We start from the raw sequence: 20,412 nt of genomic DNA on the forward strand, positions 1-20,412 counted from the left end.
CCGCCCGCGCAGAGACGGCCGGCCGCGCCGCCCGCGCAGAGACGGCCGGCCGCGCACCAGCACCGTCGGCCGTGCACCTGCACCGCCCCGCGCACCGGACCGCGGGCCGGCCAGGCGGGTTGCCTGTGCGTGGAAGCGACCGGCCGCGCGCCGGTCCGGCTAGCCGCGCAGGACCCGTGCCGCCGCCCCGGTCACGGCCCGCGCCGTGGCCGCCAGCGCGGGGGAGTCCAGCTTCCACTGCTGCCAGTACAGCGGGACGTCCACCGGCCGGTCCGGGGCGAGGGAGACCAGCCGCCCGGAACGCAGCAGGGACCCGGCCTGGATCTCCGGCACCATGCCCCAGCCCAGTCCCGCGGCGACCGCCGCCAGGAACCCCTCCGAGGTCGGGATCCGGTGCCGGACCGGGCCCGCGCCGCCCCGGCCGCGCCGCAGCCGCCGTACGAACGCGTCCTGGATGTCGTCGTCGCGGTCGAAGGTCACCACCGGCGCGTGCGGCAGCGCCTCCCGCAGCGCCGCGCCGTCGAGATGGCGCCCGGCGAAGGCGGGGGTCGCCGCGGCGAGGTACCGCATACGGCCCAGGGGCCGCACGGAACACCCGGCCACGGCCTCGGACGCCGAGGTCACCGCCGCCATCACCAGCCCCTCCCGCAGCAGTTCGGCCGTACGGGCCTCGTCCTCGCGGCGCAGCTCGAAGGAGAGCCTGGGCTCCGGCGGCACCTCGGTGAGCGCGTCGAGGAACCAGGTCGCCAGCGAGTCGGCGTTCACCGCGATCGACAGCCGGGTCGGTTCCTCCTCCGCGCCGCTCATCCCCAGCTCCGCGCGGGCGTCCCGCTCCAGCCGGGCCAGCTGCCGGGCGAACCGGACGACCACCGCCCCCGACTCGGTGGCCCGCACCGGTTTCGTCCGGACCAGCAGCACCCGCCCGGTGCGCTGTTCCAGGGCCTTGACCCGCTGGCTCACCGCCGACGGCGTCACATGCAGCGCGGCCGCCGCCGCGTCGAACGTCCCCTCGTCCACCACCGCGAGCAGGGTCCGCACCTGATCCAGGGGCAGTTCGGTCACCATCACGAGAGCTAAGGGTACGTAACAATCTTTAGCTGTACACAAGAGAGCCGGTGTCCCTAACGTCGAGGCCATGTCCACCGCTCTCGCCACCGCCGCCGCCGGATTCGGCACCGGTCTCTCGCTCATCGTCGCCATCGGCGCCCAGAACGCCTTCGTCCTGCGCCAGGGCGTCCGCCGTGAGGCGGTCCTCGCCGTCGTCGGCATCTGCGCCCTGTCCGACGCGGTGCTCATCGCCCTCGGGGTCGGCGGCGTCGGCGCGGTGGTGGTGGCCTGGCCCGGCGTGCTGACCGCGGTCGGCTGGATCGGCGGTGCGTTCCTCGTCGCCTACGGCGCGCTCGCCGCCCGGCGCGTCGTCCGGCCGGCCGGCGTGCTGCGCCCGGACGGGGAGGGCGCCACGTCCCGCAGGCGCGCGGTGCTGACCTGTCTGGCGCTGACCTGGCTCAACCCGCACGTCTACCTCGACACCGTCTTCCTGCTCGGCTCGGTCGCCGCGGACCGGGGCGCGCTGCGCTGGACCTTCGGGCTCGGCGCGGTCCTGGCCAGCCTGTGCTGGTTCGCCGCCCTCGGCTTCGGCGCCCGCCTGCTGGGCCCGCTGCTGTCCCGGCCCGGGGCCTGGCGCGTCATGGACGGTCTGGTCGCCGCCGTCATGATCACGCTCGGTGTCTCGCTGATTCTCGGAAGCTGAGATCACGCCGTCCGGACTCCCGCCGGGCGGTGCGATAGTGAACCCTGGTCCGAGAAAGATGTATCGAGCAACCAGGAACTCCGTGGACAGCAGCGAGAGCACCACCGCACAGCAGCCGGCGGACAGCGAGCCCCGGCCCGGCCGGCGCCGCTGGGCCATGGACACCCGCCCGCTGCGCCGCCCCGCCTACCGCAGGCTGTGGTCCTCGACCGTCGTCACCGCGGTCGGCAGCCAGCTCACCGCGGTCGCCGTGCCCAAGCAGATCTACGACATCACCGGCTCCTCGGCCTGGGTCGGCTACGCCGGCCTCGCCGGTCTGCTGCCCCTGGTGGTCTTCGCCCTGTGGGGCGGGGCGATCGCCGACACCATGGACCGGCGCAAGCTGCTGCTGATCACCAACACCGGGATCGCCGTCACCTCCCTGCTCTTCTGGGTCCAGGCCGTCACGGGCCTGGAATCGGTGCCGGCCCTGATGGTGCTCCTCGCCCTGCAACAGGCGTTCTTCGGCCTCAACTCCCCGGCCCGCAACGCCTCCATCGCCCGGCTGGTCCCGGCGGGCGAACTCGCCGCCGCCAACGCCCTCGGCTCCACCGTCATGCAGACCGGCCTGATCGCCGGTCCGCTGCTGGCCGGTGCCCTCATCCCCGTCATCGGGCTGGCCGAGCTGTACCTCCTGGACGCGCTGGCGCTGTGCGTGACGGTGTGGGCGGTGCACCGGCTGCCCCCGCTGCCGCCCCTCACCGGCTCCGCGGTCCGCCGGGCCGGAGTCCGGGAGATCGCGGCCGGCTTCCGCTACATCGCCCTGCACAAGGTGCTGCTGCTGTCCTTCCTCGCCGACGTGATCGCCATGGTCCTCGGCATGCCCCGGGCCTTGTTCCCGCAGCTCGCCGCGGAGACCTACGCCTCCTACGGGGAGGGCCTCGCCCTGGGCGTGCTGTTCGCCGCGATCCCGGTCGGCGCGGTGCTGGGCGGCCTGTTCTCCGGCACCTTCTCGCGGGCCCGCAGGCACGGACCGATGGTGATCGGCGCGGTCGTCGCCTGGGGCGCCGCCATCACCGGCTTCGGCCTGAGCGGCAGCCTCTGGGTCGCGGTGGCGTTCCTGGTCGCGGCCGGGGTCGCCGACATGGTCTCCATGGTCTTCCGCGGGGCGATCCTGCTCTCCGCCGCGACCGACGAGATGCGCGGCCGGATGCAGGGCGTCTTCACGGTCGTGGTCGCGGGCGGCCCCCGCCTGGCCGACGTCCTGCACGGCACCGCCGGCTCGGCCTTCGGCACCCGCCAGGCCGTCGCGGGCGGGGGCCTGCTGGTGGTCGTGGCGATGCTCGCCCTCGCCCTGGCCGTTCCGGCGCTGCGCCGCTACCGCGTCTGAGGCCGCGCCGGTCCCGGCCGAGCGGGCGGGTCCGGCGCGGCGAGCCCTACAGGACGCTGCGGCGGCGCATTCCGTACTGCTCCATCAGCTTGCCCCGGGTGATCTCCAGCCGGTGCGCGAGGATCTCGGCGACCTGGCGCAGCAGGATCAGCCCGAGCTGCTGGTCCTCGTCGCAGAGCTCCCGTACCTGCGCCGCGTCGAACTCGTAGGCCCGCACCGGGCTGAAGGCCTCGGCGCCGAAGTCCCACTGGTAGGGCGGGAACAGCCAGGACCAGCCGAGCAGGTCCCCGGAGCCGAGGCTGGCCACGGTCACCCGCTGGAGGGAGGTGACCCGCTGGTCGAGCGAGACGGCGCCCGAGCGGATCACCCAGAAGCGGTCCGCCGTCCCGCCCGCCTCGAAGATGCGGGCGTCCTCGGGGAAGGCGACCTCCTTCGCCAGGGCCATCAGACGTTCGCGCTGCGGCGGGGGCAGGGCGGTCAGCAGTTTCGTTGCTTTGGTCATGACACGGGGCTCCTCGCCGGCGTCGGGTTCCGGGGCTTTCCCTAAGCCCATTTCAGCCGGTGCCGACGCGTAGGGCACCTCGGAGGACTACAGAACCGGTGGAGATGCGCCAGGGCGTGAAAAAGCCCTGGCTGGACGGGGGAGGCCAGCCAGGGCCGTACGCGGGGTTGCGGGGGACGAGCGATCATCGACCCCGCGACCACGTATGGATGAACGGTAAACCATCTGTACGGGGCGTGCGAAACCGGCATCAGGTCAAGTGACCTGATTCACTTCGGCGCCCGCCGCGAGCTCGTCCGTGTGCCGGCCCGGGGTCAGGATCTCGTCCAGCACCTTCAGCACCGTCTCGAAGGCGATCGTCCGCACGGCGGCGTCCTGCGCGCCCTGCGGATCGCCCGACCGCAGCTCGACGCTCCTGGCCCGCCAGGCCTGTTCGTCCCGCCGGGCGCCGTCCCTCGCCCGCTGGATCCGCCTCAGCAACTCGCCCGAGTCCACCACATCAGTCATGTCCACCGCGTACCCCGTGGACCCCGTTTCGTGCGCCTGAACGGCGCGGAGAGGTTTGTCCGGTCCGACAGCGGCGACCAGAGAGGAAGAGACCCGATGCGCCCGGGGAGCACGACCCCCGAATCGAGCGATACGGAGTCAGAGATGCGCGGGGAGTACACCGCAGAACACACCGAACACCTCCATGAACCGGCCGAGGCCCGCAGGGCCGTGGAACGCGTGGTCGCCGCGCACTGCCGTGCCGAGGGCACGCCGTGCGACCGGACCGCCTTCCAGGACGCCCTGCTCGTGGCCTCGGAACTGACCACCAACGCGATCCTGCACGGCGGCGGCGTCACCGACTTCAGCGTCGACCTCGTCGAGCCCGGACTGCGTCTGTCGGTGAGCGACCGCAGTGAACGGCTGCCGGTGGTCACCGAACCCGGCGAGCGACGCGGGCACCGCCGCTTCGGCGGGCACGGCTGGCCGATCGTCTGCCGCCTGGCCCGCGACGTCCAGGTGTCGGTCCTGCCCGCGGGCGGCAAACGCATCAGCGCGGTCGTGCCGCTCGCCCACGCGTAGGCGCGGGGCCGCCGGGCACACGCGCTCCCACCCGGCCAAGGAGTGCCATGACCGAGACCGAGACCGAGCACGGGCGCGGGCGCGCGGACGCCGCGCGGCACGGGACACGCGAGCCGCACGACACGTCCGAGCTGCTGCGCGCCGAGATCCGCGGTCTGCGCGCCCGGGCGCTGGCCCACCCGCTGATCGCCCTGGCCCAGGGCATCCTCCAGGAGCGCTACACCCTGCCCGACCCGGACTGCTCCTTCACCCTCATGCGCCGGGCCTCCCAGCAGCACAACATCAAGCTGCGCACCGTGGCCGAGGCCGTGGTGACCGTCCCGCGACCGGAGGCGCGCGCCGTGCTGTGGTTCCCGCGGCGCGTCCGCACCCCCGAGCCCGCCCTGACCTTCCCGGCCGCCCCGCACACCGGGTCCGCGACCCGGGGCGCGGTGCTCACGGCCGTACTGAGCCGGACGCTGGCCGTGGCGGACAGCCCCAGGGGCCATGTGCAGCTCGCCGACCGCACCCGCGGCGGACTGCGCATCGAGCGGCACATCGGCCACGGCGCGGAGTTCGTCGACTTCTTCGCGCACGTCGGGGACGACGGCACCGCGTGCGCGCGCGCCGCCCGGGACGCCGTCCAGGTCACCGTGCGGGACGTGGCGACCGACCCGGTGTTCACCGAGGAGGCGCGGCGTGCCGTCCTGGCCGACGGCGGCCGGGCCTGCCACAGCGTGCCGCTGACCTCCGAGCGCGGCCTGGTCCTGGGCATGGTCTCGGCCTACTTCGACCGGCCCGTGGAGGGCCTGGACGAGGCGCGGCTCAAGGCGCTGGAGGTGATCGGCGCGCAGGCCGGCCGCTGGCTCGCCTGGTACGAGCGCACGGTCGTCCTGGACGCCCTGGAGTATCTGCACGCCCTCGCCCGGCGCGGAAGCGGCCGCTGACCGGTCCCGGACGTGAGTTCGGCCGGAACCGGGGCAAGCGGATCCCGGGAGGTCGAGATGAACTCGAGTGCAGTGGCAAGGGCGGGCCGGCAGAAGGCCCGGGGGAAGACGGCGTCGTCGGTGACCGAGGGCGCCGCCCGGGCCGGACTGGCCGCGCGGGGCGTGATCTACGTCCTGGTGGGGCTGCTGGCCCTCCAGATCGCCTTCGGCGACGGGGGAGAGCAGGCGGACCGCCAGGGCGCCGTGGCCGAGATAGCCGGACAGCCCTTCGGTTCGGCCCTGCTGTGGGCGCTCGGCGTCGGCCTGGTCGGTATGGCCCTGTGGCGCCTGTCGGAGGCCGCCTTCGGCTCCGCCGACCCGGACGGCCGCAAGGCGCACAAGCGCCTCCTGGCCCTGGTCAGGAGCGTCTTCTACGGATTCGTCGCCTTCTCCGTGCTGCGCTTCGCCGCGGGCGGCGGCTCCGGTTCGGGGTCCGGTTCCGGCTCGGGCGACCAGGAGTCCCGCGACATCACCGCCACCGCGCTGGAGCTGCCCGCGGGGCAGTGGCTGGTCGGCGCCGGCGGTGCCGTGATCATCGGCGCGGGCGCGTGGATCGCCATCCAGGCGGTGCGCCGCGAGTACCGCGACACGCTCAGGCTCGGCGAGATGTCCCGCGCCGAACGGAGGGTGACGGACGTGACGGGCGTCGGCGGCGGAGTGGCGCGCGGAACGGTCTTCGCCGCGCTCGGCGTCTTCGCCGTCCAGGCCGCCGTCGACTACGAACCGGACAAGGCCAAGGGCATGGACGACACGCTCCGCACCTTCGCCGACACGGCGCTCGGCCCGTGGCTGCTCGCCTGTGTCGCCTTCGGTCTGCTCCTGTTCGGGATCTTCTCTTTCCTGCTCGCTCGCAGGCGGCGCGTCTGAAGTGCCGAGTTCGGGGAACGCGGTCCCTCATGAACGACTACGAGCTTCCGCCCGACGGCCGGCCCGTGGACCGCTACCTCGGCCAGCTGCGTTCACGTATGGACACCGAGGACTTCCTCCGACTGCTCGACGTGGTCGAACCCGTGCTCAAGGCGATCGACGAACGGCGGTTCCCACCCGCCGAGCTGGCCCTGGACGACGACGCCGAGCCCTTGCCGCAGGAGATGCGGGACCAGGCCGCCCTGGTGATCGCGACCGCCGTCACCGGGCGCCTGGACAACGAGATCGTCGAGATCGATCTCGGCGAGAGCGGCCCGGTCCGGGTGGTCACGGACGCGGACACCGCCGCGGATCCCGAACGTCTGGACGAGATCGCGGGCTATCTCCGCGGCCGCCGCCACGACGACGAGGAACTCCGCGGCATCGCCGAGGCCAGCGGCCTCCCGACCGACTTCTGACGCCCCCACCGGCGGCCCCCGTCGGCCCACCGGCCCCACCACCCGGCCACGGGTGGTGGGGCCGGTGCGCGTCCGCGCCTCGGTCACCGGCGGAAGAAGGTGCGACGGGGGGCCGTCAGGCGGCCCAGGGGCCGGCGGGTGCCGGCCGTGGGGGTTTCGAGCGGAACCTCCAGCGGGCGGGCCAGACCCACCACAGACTCGTCCAGCCGCTGCAGGTGCCGCAGCACGCGGTCGGTGACCTTGCCGTACCGGATGCTGCCCGCCGCCCGGGGTTCCAGCAGCGCGGCCACGCTCGGCCCGCTCGCGACCGCCTCGGTCGCCTTCTCGTCGGCCACGTGCGCGGCGATGACCTCGATGTTCCGCCCGATGCGCTGACCCGCCCCCCGCAGCCGGGGATCCGCCGCGATCGAGGGGTTGCCGGGCAGCAGCTCGGCCGTCGCCGCCAGCGAGCGCGCGTGGTACGCGGCGGTCTCCAGCAGCGCCACCACATAGCGCGCGGTGTCCCGGCGGGCCCTGAGCGGGGTCACCGGATGGGTGAGCGGCTTCGTCGCGGCGCGCAGGTCGGCCAGCGCCTGGTCCAGCCCGCGCGCCCGGTCCAGCAGCTCCGTCTCGGGCCCGCCGCTGAGCTGCTCCGCGGCCGTCTCCGTGACCTCGCGCAGCCGCTCCAGCACGGTGACCAGCAGGTCGTTGGTGCGCCGGTCCGTCGCCACGGGCAGCACCACCGCGGCCGCGAACACCCCGCACGCCGCCCCCAGCGCGGTCTCCGCGATCCGCAGCACCAGCACCGACGCGCTGTAGGTGTGCAGCAGTGTGTAGAGCAGCCCCAGCGCGGCCGTCACGAAGAACGACATCAGCGTGTACGACAGGGGCGCGGTGTAGAACATCGCGAACACGAAGACCAGGACCAGCGCGAACGCCAGCCAGGTGTGCCCGCCGACCACCCCCGCCAGCACGATGCCGGCCACCACGCCGAACACCGTCCCGAGCACCCTGCGGTAGCCCTTGACCAGGATCTCGCCGGTGGAGGAGGTGTTGAGGAAGACGATCCAGCAGGCCAGCACGGCCCAGTACCAGCGGTCGCTGGACAGCAGCTCCCCGCCGACCATCGCCATCGAGGAGCCCACCGCGACCTGCGCGGCGGCCCGTGTGGTGGGCCGCCGCAGCCCGGTCGGCTCCTCCTCCTCGACGGTCTCCTCCGCGGCGTCGATGGCGAGGTCCTCGGCGTCCAGCTCCTCGCGCGAGCGGGTCGTGGACGGGGTGTCGTCGGACTCGTCCTGGGGACCGTCCAGGGCGGTCCGCAGCCCGAGCACGGCCCGCGCGGCCTCGCCGATCCCGCGGAAGACGTCCTGTACGGGCGGTGAGGCCTCCGGCAGGTTCTCCTCGTCCCGGTAGGACAGCAGCCGGTTGCGGACCTGGGACAGCGCGGTGCCGCCCCGGTGCCGGACCAGCAGGCGCAGTGCCCGGAGGTCCCGGCGCAGGGTGCCCGCCTCCCGGTCCCGGACCGGCAGCCGCCCGGCCGACGGGACGGGCACACCGGGCAGGTGGAGGGTGAGGGTGTCGGTACGTTCCTCGCTGCGCGCGGTCAGCAGGAGCAGTCCGAGCCGCTCCGCGGCGATCTCGGCGTCCGCCACCCGCCGCTGCACCACCTGGGCCGTGCCTTCGTCGGTGCCGCCCTCCAGCCGGCCCTGGATCATCAGCGCCGTCTCGTGCAGCCGCGCGGTCCGCTCCCGCACGGTGTCCAGGGCCCGGTCCACGTCCTGCGGCCCGGCGTCGAGCAGGTCGAGCTGGGCCGACACCAGCTGGGCGAACCGGGCCCGGAACGCCTCGCGCAGCCGGACCAGCGTCCCGGTCGAGGTCTGCGGCACCAGCGCGAACCTGACCACCGCGCTGCACACCATGCCCGTGGCGACCACGGGGTACAGCGCGGGCAGGTCGGAGACGGTGGCGCCGACGAACAGCGCCACGAAGTACAGCTGGAAGCCGATCAGCCCGAGCGCCGTGCCGCGGTCGCCGAACCGGCGCCCGTAGACGGCGCCGAAGATCAGCGCGACGAAGAACAGGTCACCGGCGATCACGTACGGGTGCAGCACGGCGGCCAGCGTGACCGAGGTGAGCGCGACCGGCAGGCCGACGAGGAGCGTGACGGCCTGCGGGCCGCGCCGCTTCTCGCGCAGCGCGAAGGTGGAGACCATCGCGGTCATGGCGCCCGCGACCAGATGCGGGACGTCCGCCCCGAACAGGGCGAGCACGACCAGCGTGAGCGCGATCGCGCCCACCGTCCGCAGCCCCGCGGCGAGCCGCAGCAGCCCCGGATCGGAGGCGTCGACCCGGTCCCGCAGCCGTGCCCACCCCCGCGCGACGTCTATCCCCGCTCCTCCGCCTCGGCCAGGTGCTCCCGCAGCTGCTCCGGCGTCAGATAGGCGTCGGAGTATTCAAAGTCCTTCAGCTTGGCGGGCTTGCGGGCCTGGAAGCCGGTCCGTACGAAATCGTCGCCCGCGAGCGCGTTGAGCACCCAGTTGGTCATCACGCGGGTCTTGGCGACGTTGGTGCGCAGCGCCGACCAGTGGTAGCCGCGGGCCACGGCCTGGGCGGGCAGTCCGCGCAGTTCGACGCCGAGCGGCTTGGACACCGCGTCCCGTCCGCCGAGGTCGACGACCAGCCCGAGGTCCTTGTGCTCGTAGGGCCGCATCGCCAGGCCGCGCAGGGACGCGACGACGTTGTCGGCGACGACCTTGCCCTGGCGCATGGCGTGCTGCGCGGTCGGCGGGCAGACGGCGCCCTCCTCGTCCTTGGCCCGGTCCGGCACCGCCGCCGCGTCGCCGAGCGCGAACACCCCGTCGTGTCCGGGCAGGTTCATCTCCGCGCTCACCGCGAGCCGTCCCCGGACGGTCTCCGCGCCCAGGGTGCCGATCAGCGGGCTGGCCACGACACCGGCCGTCCAGATCAGGGTGCGGGTGGGCACCACCCGGCCGTCGGTGAAGGTGACCTCCTCCGGTCCGGCCTTGGCGATGGACACGCCCAGCGAGATCTCGATGCCCCGCTTGCGCAGCACGTCCTGGGCGCTGCGCCCGAGCTTGTCGCCCAGCTCGGGCATCAGCTTCGGCGCGATGTCGATCAGATGCCACTTGATCAGGCCCGGGTCGAGCCGCGGATAGCGCTTGACGGCGGCCCGGGTGAGGCGGTTCAGGCAGGCCGCGGTCTCGGTCCCGGCGTAGCCGCCGCCGACCACCACGAACTGGAGTCGCGAGGCGCGCTCCGCCGGGTCGTCGCTGGCGTCGGCGAGGTCGAGCTGGGAGATGACGTGGTCGCGGATGTAGGCGGCCTCGGCGAGCGTCTTCATCCCGAACGCGTGATCGGTGAGCCCCGGGATGTCGAAGGTCCGGGTGATGCTCCCCGGCGCCAGCACGATGTAGTCGTACGGCTCGTTGACGATCTCGTCGGTGATGGTGCGGACGACGCACGTCTTCGACGCGAGGTCCACGCCGATGGCGCCGCCCGGGATGATCCGGGTGCGGTACTTGCGGCTGCGCCGCAGCGACAGCGCGATCGACTGGGGGGTCAGGACGCCGGAGGCGACCTGGGGCAGCAGAGGGAGATAGAGCTGGTAGGCGAACGGCGTCACCAGGGTGACGTCGGCCTCGTCGGCGGCGAGCCTGCGCTCCAGCCGGCGCACGCACCCCACTCCCGCGAAACCGGCGCCAACCACCAGGATCCTGGGTCGTGTCACGGTGTTCATCCCTTCTGCGGCTCCAGGCGGTCTGTCACGACGGTGTTCGTCTGCCCCTGGATCGCTGCCTCGCACCACATCGATCCCACCGCGCTCCCGCCCGCTCCGCCAGTCGGGTGCGGCAGGCAGATGAACAACCTGTTCGAGCCACCCTGCCCCACCGGACCCGCGGCCACACGGCGTTCACCGACATCGCCGGCGGGTCACCAGGGCAGGAAGACATGGACGTCCTTGCCCTGGTCGTGGGTGATGACCCCCGCCTGCCGGCTCAGGCTCTGCACCAGATACCAGCCGATTCCGCGCCCCCCGCGACCCGGGTCGAAGGGGCGTGGCAGCGGTGGCGTGGTGCTGGTGTCGCGCAGCACCACGTGCACACCGTCGAAGGAGCGGCTCAATCGCAGCTCGAAGGGGCCCGGGGCGTACTCCACGGTGTTCGCCGCCAGCTCGCTGACCACCAGCAGGATGTCGTCCCGGTGCTCGGGCGCGGCGGGCGGCGCGACCCGCGCGAGGTCGTCGAGATACGCCTCCGCCGCCAGGCGCGCCGCCGTCACGTCATGCAGTGCGCCGACGAAGCGCACGGAGCGGTCCAAGATCTCCCGTGCCACCAAGGTGTCGTCGTCCGTCTCTCCCCCCGCGGCCCCCTTGTGCCCTCCGGTTTCCCTGCTCCCGGCGATCTACGCACGCTCAGCGGAAGACGTTGTCCGACTCGTCCCACACCGCGGACTCGTCCTGGACGTGCCGGCGGGCGGGTTGGGCGCGCGCCTGGTACATGGCGTCGATCTCCAGCGCGTACCGGTGCACGATCTCGTCCCGGCGCAGCTTCATGGAGGGCGTCAGAAGCCCGTTGGCCTGGTCGAAGGGTTCGGCCAGCACCCGGAAGACCCGGATCGACTCCGAGCGCGACACCGTGCTGTTGGCCGCCGCCACCGCCCGCGCCACCTCCTCGCGCAGCGCGTTCTCCTCCCGGGCGTCCCGGGCCGGCCGCGGCTCCTGACCGCGCTGCTCCGAGCGCGGCTCCAGGGTGCCGCGCCAGTACGCCAGGAACTCCGGGTCCAGGGTGATCAGGGCGCCGACGCAGGGCCGGTTGTCGCCGACGACCACCGCCTGGTGGATCAGCGGGTGCATCCGCAGCCGCTGCTCCAGGGCCGCCGGGGCGACGCTCTTGCCGCTGCTGGTGATGATCACGTCCTTCTTCCGGCCGGTGATCGTCAGATAGCCGTCGGAGTCGAGGAGCCCCAGGTCACCGGTGGCCAGCCAGCCGCCGCGCAGGGCCGCCCGGGTCGCCGCGTCGTCGTTGACGTAACCCTGGAACACCGACGGCCCGCGCACCAGGATCTCCCCGTCGTCCGCCACCCGGACGTCCATGCCCGGGAGCACCTTGCCGACCGTCCCCGACCGCTCCATCCCCGGAGGCTGGGCCGTGACCCCGCCGGCGGTCTCGGTGAGTCCGTACCCGTCGTTGAGGTAGATGCCGATGCCCTCGTAGAACAGGGAGATCTCCCGGTTCAGCGGTGAGCCGCCGGAGGTCGCCCTGCGCACCCGGCCGCCCAGCGCCGACCGCAGCCCGCGGTAGACGGTCCGCTCGTACAGGGCGTGCTGGAGCCTGAGGTCGAAGCCGGGCCCGGGGCCCTCGCCCAGCCGGTGCCGCTCGCTCGCCAGCGCGAAGTCGCGTGCCGTGCCCGCGGCACGCTCGAACAGGGCGCCGCGGCCCGACTCCCGGGCGGCGCGCAGGAAGTTCTTGTAGATCTTCTCGAACACCGACGGCACGGCGCAGAAGTACGTCGGCCGGAACGAGCGCAGCGCCGCTCCGAGGGTCTCGCCGCTCGGGTCCGCCTCGTGACCCATCAGCAGGCCGCCGCGCAGGCACAGGGCCTGCACCATGAGCCCGTACACATGGGAGAACGGCAGGAAGGCGAGGACCGAGCCCTGCCCGCCCGGCGGCACCACCAGGTGCCCCCAGCCCCGGAGCAGGGTGTCGCACGGGCTGGCCAGACTCCGGTGGCTCAGCGCGCAGCCCAGCGGGCGCCCGGTGGACCCCGAGGTGTACGCGATCACCGCCGTGGAGTCCGGCAGCACGATCCGGCGCAGCGAGTCCACCGTGGCGATCGGCACGTGCTCGCCGCGCTCGACCAGCTGCTCCAGCGCGCCGGAGTCCAGCTGCCACACGTGCCGCAGCAGCGGCAGCGAGGCGCACACCGAACCGACGGTCATCACCGACTGCTCGTCCTCGACCACCACGCCCACGCAGCCGGCGTCCCGGAGGATCCACTCGACCTGTTCCCGCGAGGAGGTCGGATAGACCGGGACGACCTCGGCGCCCACCGCCCACAGGGCGTGGCTGAACACCGTCCACTCGTACCGGGTGCGCGCCATGATGGCCACGCGGTGGCCCGGTGAGATCCCGGAGGCGACCAGACCCTTGGCCAGCTCCACGACCGTGTCCCGCAGCTCCACGGCGGTGATCTCGGTCCAGTCCGAGGAGCCGCCGAGCCGACGCGCCAGGACCGGCAGGGTGGGCTCCTGGAGCGCCCGCTCGAAAACGGTGTCGGCGAGGCCGCCCGCCGGCGCTGCGTAGGCGGAGGGAGCCAGGGCGAAGTCGCGCATGCGCAGCTCCTGTTGTACGCGGTGTGACGTCACCGACGGGCAGAGTTATCGGCGGTGCTCGAATCTAGCCGAGGTACGAGCGAACGGTGCCGGATTCCGACAAGTCGAAATCAGCCTCAGCCCTGCGTGTGCCGCACGCACTCCGTGACCACGTCCCGCAGGCTCTCCGTGCGGTGGAACAGCTCTCGTTGCACCCGGGCGCCGTTGCCGCGACGGAACAGTTCGGCGACGGCGGAGCGGGCACGGTCGAGGTCCCCAGTGTCCGCCAGGGCGTCCGCGACATGGTCCAGCAGGGCCCGCACGACGACCCGCGCGGGCAGGGGGCGCATGGTCACCGGGTGCAGCAGGTTCTCCGTGATGCCGGCCCGGGAGGCCTGCCAGGAGGCCAGCCGCAGCACGCTGACGGCGTGGACCACCGGCTCCCGGCCGGCCCGCCACTCCCGGGCGGCGGTCTCCACCAGGCCCCGGGTGAGGGTGGCCAGCAGGACGGCGGTCTCCGCGTGCAGGCACACGTCCGCCACCCGGATCTCCACCGTCGGATAGGTCCGGGAGAGCCGGGCGTCGAAGTAGGCCATGGCCTCGTCGAGGATCACGCCGGTGGCGACCATGTCCTCGACCAGCCGCCGGTAGCCCTCGGCCGAGCCGAACAGCTCCGTGGGACCGGCCGACGGCCACCGCAGCCACACCCGGCTGCGGTAGCTGTCGTACCCGGTGTCGTGCCCCTGCCAGAAGGGGGAGTTGGCGCTCAGCGCGCTCAGCACCGACAGCCAGGGCCCGATCCGGTCGAGGACGGCCACGCCCTCGTCGTCGGAGTCCACGGACACATGGACGTGGCAGCCGAGGACGAGCTGCTCGCTGGTGGCGACGCCGTACTGGTCCGCCATCCACTGGTACCGCCGGGCCTCCCCGACGCTCGGGCTGACCGGCAGCGGGGAGGTGGCCAGCGCCGCCACCGCGCAGCCCAGCTCGCCCGCGTGCCGGGCCGCCTCCTTGCGGCACTGGACGAGTTCCCGCGCCAGGTCGTCCATGCGGGACCGCGGCTGGGAGGCGTGCTCCAGCATCTGGTCGTGCAGTTCCTTCTCGAACACGTCCTTGCCGTGCGAGCTGTCCAGCGAGGCCCGGGCGAGTACCGCGGGCGACAGAGCCCGCGGTTCACCCGTCTCCGGGTTGACCAGGAGGAGTTCCTCCTCCACACCGACGGTGCGCACCCGAGGCCCTCCTTCTGCCGACCGACCCGAGCACGGCGAGGAGTCGCCGTAGGTCCCGAGTGCCCGCGTCGGGGCTGCGGACACTCACGTCGGCTCAACTCGGCTCAGGAGGGACCGGGCGTCAGCCACACCGTCGCCAGCGGCGGCAGGGTGATCCGGATGCCGTCCTCCTCCGGCTTGATCGGCCCGGGGTTCGTGACGTCCCCGCCGCCGTACCGCGCGGCGTCGGTGTTGAGGGTCTCCTCCCACACCCGGCCGCCCTCGGGCACCCAGATCCGGTAGTCGTGCCGCACCACCGGCGAGAAGTTGGACACCGCGAGCAGGGGAGTGCCGTCGGCCGCGTACCGCAGGAAGGCGAAGACGTTGTCCTCGGCCGCGTCCCCGAGCGCCCACTGGAAGCCGCCCGGGTCGGTGTCCCGCTGCCACAGCGCCGGGGTCGCGCGGTAGGCGGTGTTCAGGTCCCGCACGAGGTCACGGACGCCCCGGTGGTCCGGTTCGGCGCCGTAGGCCGGGTCCAGCAGGTGCCAGTCCGGGCCGTGCGGCTCGGACCATTCGGCGCCCTGGGCGAACTCCTGCCCCATGAAGAGCAGTTGCTTGCCCGGATGGGCCCACATGAAGCCGAGGTAGGCGCGGTGGTTGGCGCGTCGCTGCCACCAGTCGCCGGGCATCTTCGACACCAGCGCCTGCTTGCCGTGGACGACCTCGTCGTGCGAGATCGGCAGGACGTAGTTCTCGCTGTAGGCGTACACCATCGAGAAGGTCATCTCGTTGTGGTGGTACTTGCGGTGCACGGGTTCGTGGCTGATGTAGCCGAGGGAGTCGTGCATCCAGCCCATGTTCCACTTCAGCCCGAAGCCGAGCCCGCCGCTGTCGGTGGGCCGGGTCACCCCGTCCCAGGCGGTCGACTCCTCCGCGATCGTGATCACGCCCGGCGCCCGCCGGTACACGGTGGCGTTCATCTCGCGCAGGAACTCCACCGCGTCCAGGTCCTCCCGGCCGCCGTACACATTGGGCGTCCACTGCCCGGAGTCGCGCGAGTAGTCGAGGTAGAGCATCGAGGCGACCGCGTCCACCCGCAGCCCGTCGATGTGGAACTCCTCGCACCAGTACACCGCGTTGGCGACCAGGAAGTTGCGCACCTCGACCCGGCCGAAGTCGAACTCGTAGGTGCCCCAGTCCGGATGCTCGGCCCGCCGGTCGTCCCCGGGCTCGTAGAGCGGTTCCCCGTCGAAGCGGGCCAGCGCCCAGTCGTCCTTCGGGAAGTGCGCCGGGACCCAGTCCATGATGACGCCGAGCCCGGCCCGGTGCAGGGCGTCGACGAGGAACTTGAAGTCGTCCGGTGTGCCCAGCCGGGCCGCCGTCGCGTAGAACCCGGTGACCTGGTAGCCCCAGGAGCCGGAGAAGGGGTGGTGAGCGACCGGCATGAACTCGACGTGGGTGAAGCCGAGTTCGTTGACGTAGGCGGGGAGCACCTCGGCCAGTTCGCGGTAGGTCAGTCCGGGCCGCCAGGACGGCAGATGGACCTCGTACACCGAGAACGGCGCGACGTGCACGGGCACGTCGCCCCGGTGCGCCATCCACTCCTCGTCGCTCCACTCGAAGCGCGAGGTGTGCACGATCGACGCGGTGTCCGGCGGGACCTCCGCCATCCGGGCCATCGGGTCGGCCTTCAGGAAGCGGTGTCCGTGACGGGAGTGGATCTCGAACTTGTACCGGGTGCCCTCGCCGACGCCGGGCAGGAACAGCTCCCACACCCCGGCCGCGCCGAGCGAACGCATCGGGAAGGCCGTGCCGTCCCAGTGGGTGAAGTCCGCGGCGAGCCGCACCCCCTGGGCGTTCGGCGCCCACACGGTGAAGCGGGTGCCGGTCACCCCCTGGTGGGTCATCGGCTCGGCGCCGAGCGCCTTCCACAGCTGCTCGTGGCGCCCCTCCCGGATCAGGTGGAGGTCCAGTTCACCGAGGGCGGGCAGGAACCGGTATGGGTCCTCGGTCTCCTGCTCACCCTCCGGGTACGCCACCAGCAGGGTGTAGGCGGGGACCTCGGTCAGCGGCAGCACGCCGGAGAAGAGGCCCTCGCCCTCCGAGACGAGCGCGTGCCGCTCGCCGTCGATCAGCACGCTCACCGCGTCGGCGAACGGGCGCAGCGCCCGGAACACCAGCCCGTCGCCGACCGGGTGGACCCCGAGCAGCGCGTGCGGGTCGTGATGGGCGCCGGCCAGCAGCCGACCCCGGTCGGTGGCGTCCAGCGGGGGAGCGGCCGCGCAGCGGACCGGGCCGGACGGCTCGGGCAGCGAGGTGTCACGCAGCGCCATGGGGTCAGCCTCCTCGTACGGCGAGACGTTCGATCGCCGCCATCGGTACGGGAAGCCAGTCCGGGCGGTGTCTGGCTTCATAGAGCACTTCGTATACGGCCCGATCGGTCTCGTACGCGCGCAACAGGCCGTGCTTCTTGCGCGGATCCCATCCGGCGGCGGACGCGTAGCCCGCGCAGAACGCCTCCCGGCACCGGCGCGCCCACTCCGGCCGCCAGGGCCGGCGCTGCCGCGCCGCGTAGTCGAAGGAGCGGAGCATCCCGGCGATGTCCCGCACCGGGGAGTGCGGGCTGCGGCGTTCGGCGAGCGGCCGGGACGGTTCACCCTCGAAGTCGATCACGAACCAGTCCCGGCCGGCCCGCAGGACCTGCCCCAGATGCAGATCGCCGTGGATGCGCTGGGCGGCCGGACCGGGGTCGCAGCCGGTCAGCGCCCCGAAGGCGGTCCTCAGGCCCGGGACGAACGGCTGGAGCGCCGGCACGCAGTGCGCCGCCGCGTCCAGGCGCTCGGTCATCGCGGCCGCCGTACGGGCGTTCTCGCGGCGCTCCTCGCGCGGGAACGCCGACGCCAGCGCCAGGTGCACCTCCGCGGTGGCCCGGCCCAGCTGCCCGGCCTCCACCATGAAGTCGTCACCGCCCGCGAGCGCCCGCAGCGCCAGCGTCCAGCCGTCGGCGGCGTCCTTCAGGAACGGCTGGAGCACGCCCAGGGTGGCGTTCCAGGGGCTGGTGGTGCGGAACGAGGCGACGGGCGCGGGCACCCGGGCGCACCCCTGCCGGGCCAGCGCGCCCGGGACCTCCAGGTCCGGGTTGACACCGGGCTGGATCCGCCGGAACACCTTCAGCACGAAGGCGTCGCCGTACACCAGCGAGGAGTTGGACTGCTCCACGTCCATCAGACGCGGTGCCAGGCCCTCCGGGACCGGCTCGGACGAGCAGGACTCGAAGCGCAGCGGGCCGGCCGCGCCAGGGTGGCGCAGCCGGTCCAGGAGCAGCTGCGCCGACCTCAGGTCCTGGAGCGCGTCGTACACCGTCAGCCCGGCCAGCGGGCCCTCGGTGGCGCGTCCGACGAGGCTGCGCCCCAGCCGGGGGGAGGGGTGCTCGCGCACCCCGAGCAGCAACTGGTAGCAGTCGCCGGCCGGGGCCGCGGCGGTGCCGCCGGGCGGCGGCACCGGCACATGCCCCGCGTGCACCAGCAGATGCAGACAGCCCGGGAACAGCTCGGTCATGGACAGCAGGGCCAGGTCCGTGACCGGGCGGTCCTTGCCCGCGAACCATCGCTGCCGCGGCAGCCACTGACGCAGCAGACCGCCGAGCGAGACCATGATGTCGGCGACGGCCGGAGGGCTCGGCCTCAGGAATGCGGTCTTCGGCATGGTGACGCGTCCTTTCGTCGGCACACGCTCAGGGGCACACGCTCAGGAGGCGGGGGTCCGGTGTCGGCGGCCGACGCGGGCGGCGGCGCGAGGCAGCCGGAACCAGTAGAAGCCGTGCCCCGCGAGGGTGAGCAGGTACGGCAGTTCGCCGATGGCGGGGAAGCGCACCCCGCCGAACAGCTCCACCGGGTTCCGCCCGTCGAACTCGCGCAGATCCAGCTCGGTCGGCTGGGCAAAACGGGAGAAATTGTTCACGCACAGGACGAGATCGTCCTCGTACTCCCGCAGAAAGGCCAGCACCGCCGGGTTGGACGACTGGAGTTCGGTGAACGTGCCGAGTCCGAAGGCGGGGTTCTGCTTGCGGATCTCGATCATCCGGCGGGTCCAGTGCAGCAGCGACGACGGCGACGCCATGGACGCCTCGACGTTGGTGACCTGGTGGCCGTAGACCGGGTCCATGATGGTGGGCAGATACAACCGTCCGGGGTCCGCCGCGGAGAATCCGGCGTTGCGGTCGGGGGTCCACTGCATGGGGGTGCGGACGGCGTCGCGGTCGCCGAGCCAGATGTTGTCGCCCATGCCGATCTCGTCGCCGTAGTAGAGGATCGGCGAGCCGGGCAGGGAGAGCAGGAGCGCCGTGAAGAGTTCGATCTGGTTGCGGTCGTTGTCGAGGAGGGGGGCGAGGCGGCGCCGGATGCCGATGTTGGCGCGCATGCGGGGGTCCTTGGCGTACTCGGCCCACATGTAGTCGCGTTCCTCGTCGGTGACCATCTCCAGGGTCAGCTCGTCGTGGTTGCGCAGGAAGATGCCCCACTGGCAGCCGGAGGGGATGGCGGGGGTCTTGGCGAGGATCTCGGAGACGGGGTAGCGGGACTCGCGGCGGACGGCCATGAAGATGCGGGGCATGACCGGGAAGTGGAAGGCCATGTGGCATTCGTCGCCGCCGCCGCGGTAGTCGCCGAAGTAGTCGACGACGTCCTCGGGCCACTGGTTGGCCTCGGCCAGCAGCACCGTGTCCGGGTACATCGCGTCGATCTCGCGCCGGACCCGCTTGAGGAAGGCGTGGGACGCCGGAAGGTTTTCGCAGTTGGTGCCCTCCTCGGCGTACAGGTACGGCACGGCGTCGAGCCGGAAGCCGTCGATGCCGAGGTCGAGCCAGAAGCGCAGGGCGCCCAGGATCTCCTCCTGCACGGCCGGGTTCTCGTAGTTGAGGTCCGGCTGGTGGGAGAAGAAGCGGTGGAAGAAGTACTGCTGCCGCACGGGGTCGAAGGTCCAGTTCGACACCTCCGTGTCCACGAAGATGATCCGCGCGTCGGCGTACTTCTTGTCGTCGTCGGCCCACATGTAGAAGTCGCCGTAGGGCCCGTCGGGGTCCTTCCTCGACTCCTGGAACCACGGGTGCTGGTCGCTGGTGTGGTTCATGACGAAGTCGATGATGACCCGCATGCCGCGCTGGTGGGCGGAGTCGACGAACTCCACGAAGTCGGCGAGGTCGCCGAACTCCGGGAGCACGGCCGTGTAGTCGGAGACGTCGTAACCGCCGTCCCGCAGGGGTGACTTGAAGAACGGCGGCAGCCACAGGCAGTCCACGCCGAGCCATTGGAGGTAGTCCAGCTTGGCGGTCAGGCCCTTGAGGTCGCCGACGCCGTCGCCGTTGCTGTCCTGGAAGGAACGGACCAGGACCTCGTAGAAGACGGCGCTCTTGAACCAGTCGGGATGGCGGTCCTTGACCGGGGTGTCCTCGAAGGTGTCGTGGACGGGCTCGTTGACGGTCATGACGCGGTCGACTCTCCGATCTGCGGCGAGGTGGGCGTGGCCCGGACGTGGAACACGTGCGCGGGAGCCCGGCCGGGCTCCAGACGCACATAGTTGGACCCGCCCCACGTGTAGGTCTCACCCGTCAGTTCGTCGTGGACGGACAGCGAGGCGTCCGGGGCCAGTCCGAGGTGCGGCAGGTGCAACGAGACCGTGGCCTCCTGGGTGTGGTGCGGATCGAGGTTCACGACCACCACCACGACGTCCTGGCCGGCGCGCTTGCTGTAGGCGATCACGGCCTCGTTGTCGGTGTGGTGGAAACGAAGGTTCCGCAGGCGGTGCAGCGCGGGGTGCCGACGGCGTACGGCGTTCAGCTTGGTGATGAGTGGAGCGATGGTGTCGGCGGTGTCCCAGTCGCGGGCCCGCAGCTGGTACTTCTCCGAGTCGAGGTATTC

The 20,412-nt window shown here is 72.6% G+C and carries 18 protein-coding genes; 6 read left to right on the plus strand and 12 right to left on the minus strand.

Going from position 1 to position 20,412, the window contains the following annotated elements; genetic code table 11:
* Nucleotides 1-159 precede the first annotated feature (159 nt).
* Nucleotides 160-1,065: a LysR family transcriptional regulator ArgP gene (locus AB0E07_RS39050; protein WP_362263054.1), complete on the minus strand. Its 906-nt coding sequence runs from the start codon at nt 1,063-1,065 to the stop codon at nt 160-162.
* Nucleotides 1,066-1,135: 70 nt separating this feature from the next.
* On the opposite strand from AB0E07_RS39050, the gene AB0E07_RS39055 reads away from it, so the two are divergent.
* Nucleotides 1,136-1,750, plus strand: a complete 615-nt coding sequence (locus tag AB0E07_RS39055; RefSeq protein WP_362263011.1) for a LysE/ArgO family amino acid transporter — start codon at nt 1,136-1,138, stop codon at nt 1,748-1,750.
* 58 nt (nt 1,751-1,808) lie between these two features.
* Nucleotides 1,809-3,119, plus strand: a complete 1,311-nt coding sequence (locus AB0E07_RS39060; protein WP_362263014.1) for an MFS transporter — start codon at nt 1,809-1,811, stop codon at nt 3,117-3,119.
* A gap of 46 nt (nt 3,120-3,165) precedes the next feature.
* Here the strand turns inward: AB0E07_RS39060 and AB0E07_RS39065 are convergent, their stop codons facing one another.
* Both AB0E07_RS39065 and AB0E07_RS39070 read right to left on the minus strand, forming a co-directional pair.
* Nucleotides 3,166-3,621, minus strand: a complete 456-nt coding sequence (locus AB0E07_RS39065; RefSeq protein WP_362263017.1) for a cyclic nucleotide-binding domain-containing protein — start codon at nt 3,619-3,621, stop codon at nt 3,166-3,168.
* Between the two features lie 255 nt (nt 3,622-3,876).
* Nucleotides 3,877-4,128 carry a hypothetical protein gene (locus tag AB0E07_RS39070; RefSeq protein ID WP_362263020.1) on the minus strand — a complete coding sequence of 84 codons (252 nt, stop codon included), beginning with the start codon at nt 4,126-4,128 and terminating at the stop codon, nt 3,877-3,879.
* Nucleotides 4,129-4,272: 144 nt separating this feature from the next.
* Here AB0E07_RS39070 and AB0E07_RS39075 point away from each other — a divergent pair, with 144 nt between their 5' ends.
* Genes AB0E07_RS39075 through AB0E07_RS39090 form a run of 4 tightly spaced genes read left to right on the plus strand, consistent with a single transcriptional unit; the run spans nt 4,273 to nt 6,979 of the window.
* Nucleotides 4,273-4,689 carry an ATP-binding protein gene (locus AB0E07_RS39075; RefSeq protein ID WP_362263023.1) on the plus strand — a complete coding sequence of 139 codons (417 nt, stop codon included), beginning with the start codon at nt 4,273-4,275 and terminating at the stop codon, nt 4,687-4,689.
* 47 nt (nt 4,690-4,736) lie between these two features.
* Nucleotides 4,737-5,615, plus strand: a complete 879-nt coding sequence (locus AB0E07_RS39080) for a GAF and ANTAR domain-containing protein (protein WP_362263025.1) — start codon at nt 4,737-4,739, stop codon at nt 5,613-5,615.
* Nucleotides 5,616-5,672: 57 nt separating this feature from the next.
* Complete coding sequence (locus AB0E07_RS39085) at nt 5,673-6,521, plus strand: DUF1206 domain-containing protein (RefSeq protein WP_362263028.1); 849 nt, start codon at nt 5,673-5,675, stop codon at nt 6,519-6,521.
* A gap of 29 nt (nt 6,522-6,550) precedes the next feature.
* A complete protein-coding gene (locus tag AB0E07_RS39090; protein WP_362263031.1) occupies nt 6,551-6,979 on the plus strand; it encodes a hypothetical protein in 429 nt (142 codons plus the stop codon).
* Between the two features lie 83 nt (nt 6,980-7,062).
* Here the strand turns inward: AB0E07_RS39090 and AB0E07_RS39095 are convergent, their stop codons facing one another.
* The 9 genes from AB0E07_RS39095 to AB0E07_RS39135 all read right to left on the minus strand — a co-directional run.
* Nucleotides 7,063-9,318: an FUSC family protein gene (locus tag AB0E07_RS39095; protein ID WP_362263057.1), complete on the minus strand. Its 2,256-nt coding sequence runs from the start codon at nt 9,316-9,318 to the stop codon at nt 7,063-7,065.
* 23 nt (nt 9,319-9,341) lie between these two features.
* Nucleotides 9,342-10,715, minus strand: a complete 1,374-nt coding sequence (locus AB0E07_RS39100; protein ID WP_362263033.1) for an NAD(P)/FAD-dependent oxidoreductase — start codon at nt 10,713-10,715, stop codon at nt 9,342-9,344.
* Nucleotides 10,716-10,909: 194 nt separating this feature from the next.
* Nucleotides 10,910-11,314, minus strand: a complete 405-nt coding sequence (locus AB0E07_RS39105; protein ID WP_362263036.1) for an ATP-binding protein — start codon at nt 11,312-11,314, stop codon at nt 10,910-10,912.
* A 76-nt stretch (nt 11,315-11,390) separates the two neighbouring features.
* Nucleotides 11,391-13,310 carry an AMP-dependent synthetase/ligase gene (locus tag AB0E07_RS39110; protein WP_362263039.1) on the minus strand — a complete coding sequence of 640 codons (1,920 nt, stop codon included), beginning with the start codon at nt 13,308-13,310 and terminating at the stop codon, nt 11,391-11,393.
* 116 nt (nt 13,311-13,426) lie between these two features.
* Nucleotides 13,427-14,518 carry a glutamate--cysteine ligase gene (locus tag AB0E07_RS39115; protein ID WP_362263042.1) on the minus strand — a complete coding sequence of 364 codons (1,092 nt, stop codon included), beginning with the start codon at nt 14,516-14,518 and terminating at the stop codon, nt 13,427-13,429.
* A gap of 104 nt (nt 14,519-14,622) precedes the next feature.
* The gene (gene glgB, locus AB0E07_RS39120) at nt 14,623-16,830 is read right to left on the minus strand and encodes a 1,4-alpha-glucan branching protein GlgB (RefSeq protein WP_362263044.1); all 2,208 of its coding nucleotides are present in this window, start codon (nt 16,828-16,830) and stop codon (nt 14,623-14,625) included.
* A 4-nt stretch (nt 16,831-16,834) separates the two neighbouring features.
* On the minus strand, nt 16,835-18,202 hold the full coding sequence (locus tag AB0E07_RS39125; protein ID WP_362263046.1) for a maltokinase: 1,368 nt from the start codon (nt 18,200-18,202) through the stop codon (nt 16,835-16,837).
* Nucleotides 18,203-18,244: 42 nt separating this feature from the next.
* Entirely contained in the window at nt 18,245-19,978 is a 1,734-nt protein-coding gene (treS, locus tag AB0E07_RS39130) for a maltose alpha-D-glucosyltransferase (protein WP_362263048.1), read from the minus strand.
* Nucleotides 19,975-20,412 (minus strand): DUF3459 domain-containing protein (locus AB0E07_RS39135; RefSeq protein WP_362263051.1); only part of this gene is annotated, 438 nt, incomplete at its 5' end. The genes treS and AB0E07_RS39135, both read right to left, overlap by 4 nt.

It is taken from the genome of Streptomyces sp. NPDC048002, assembly GCF_040653275.1.
Classification (GTDB): Bacteria; Actinomycetota; Actinomycetes; order Streptomycetales; family Streptomycetaceae; genus Streptomyces.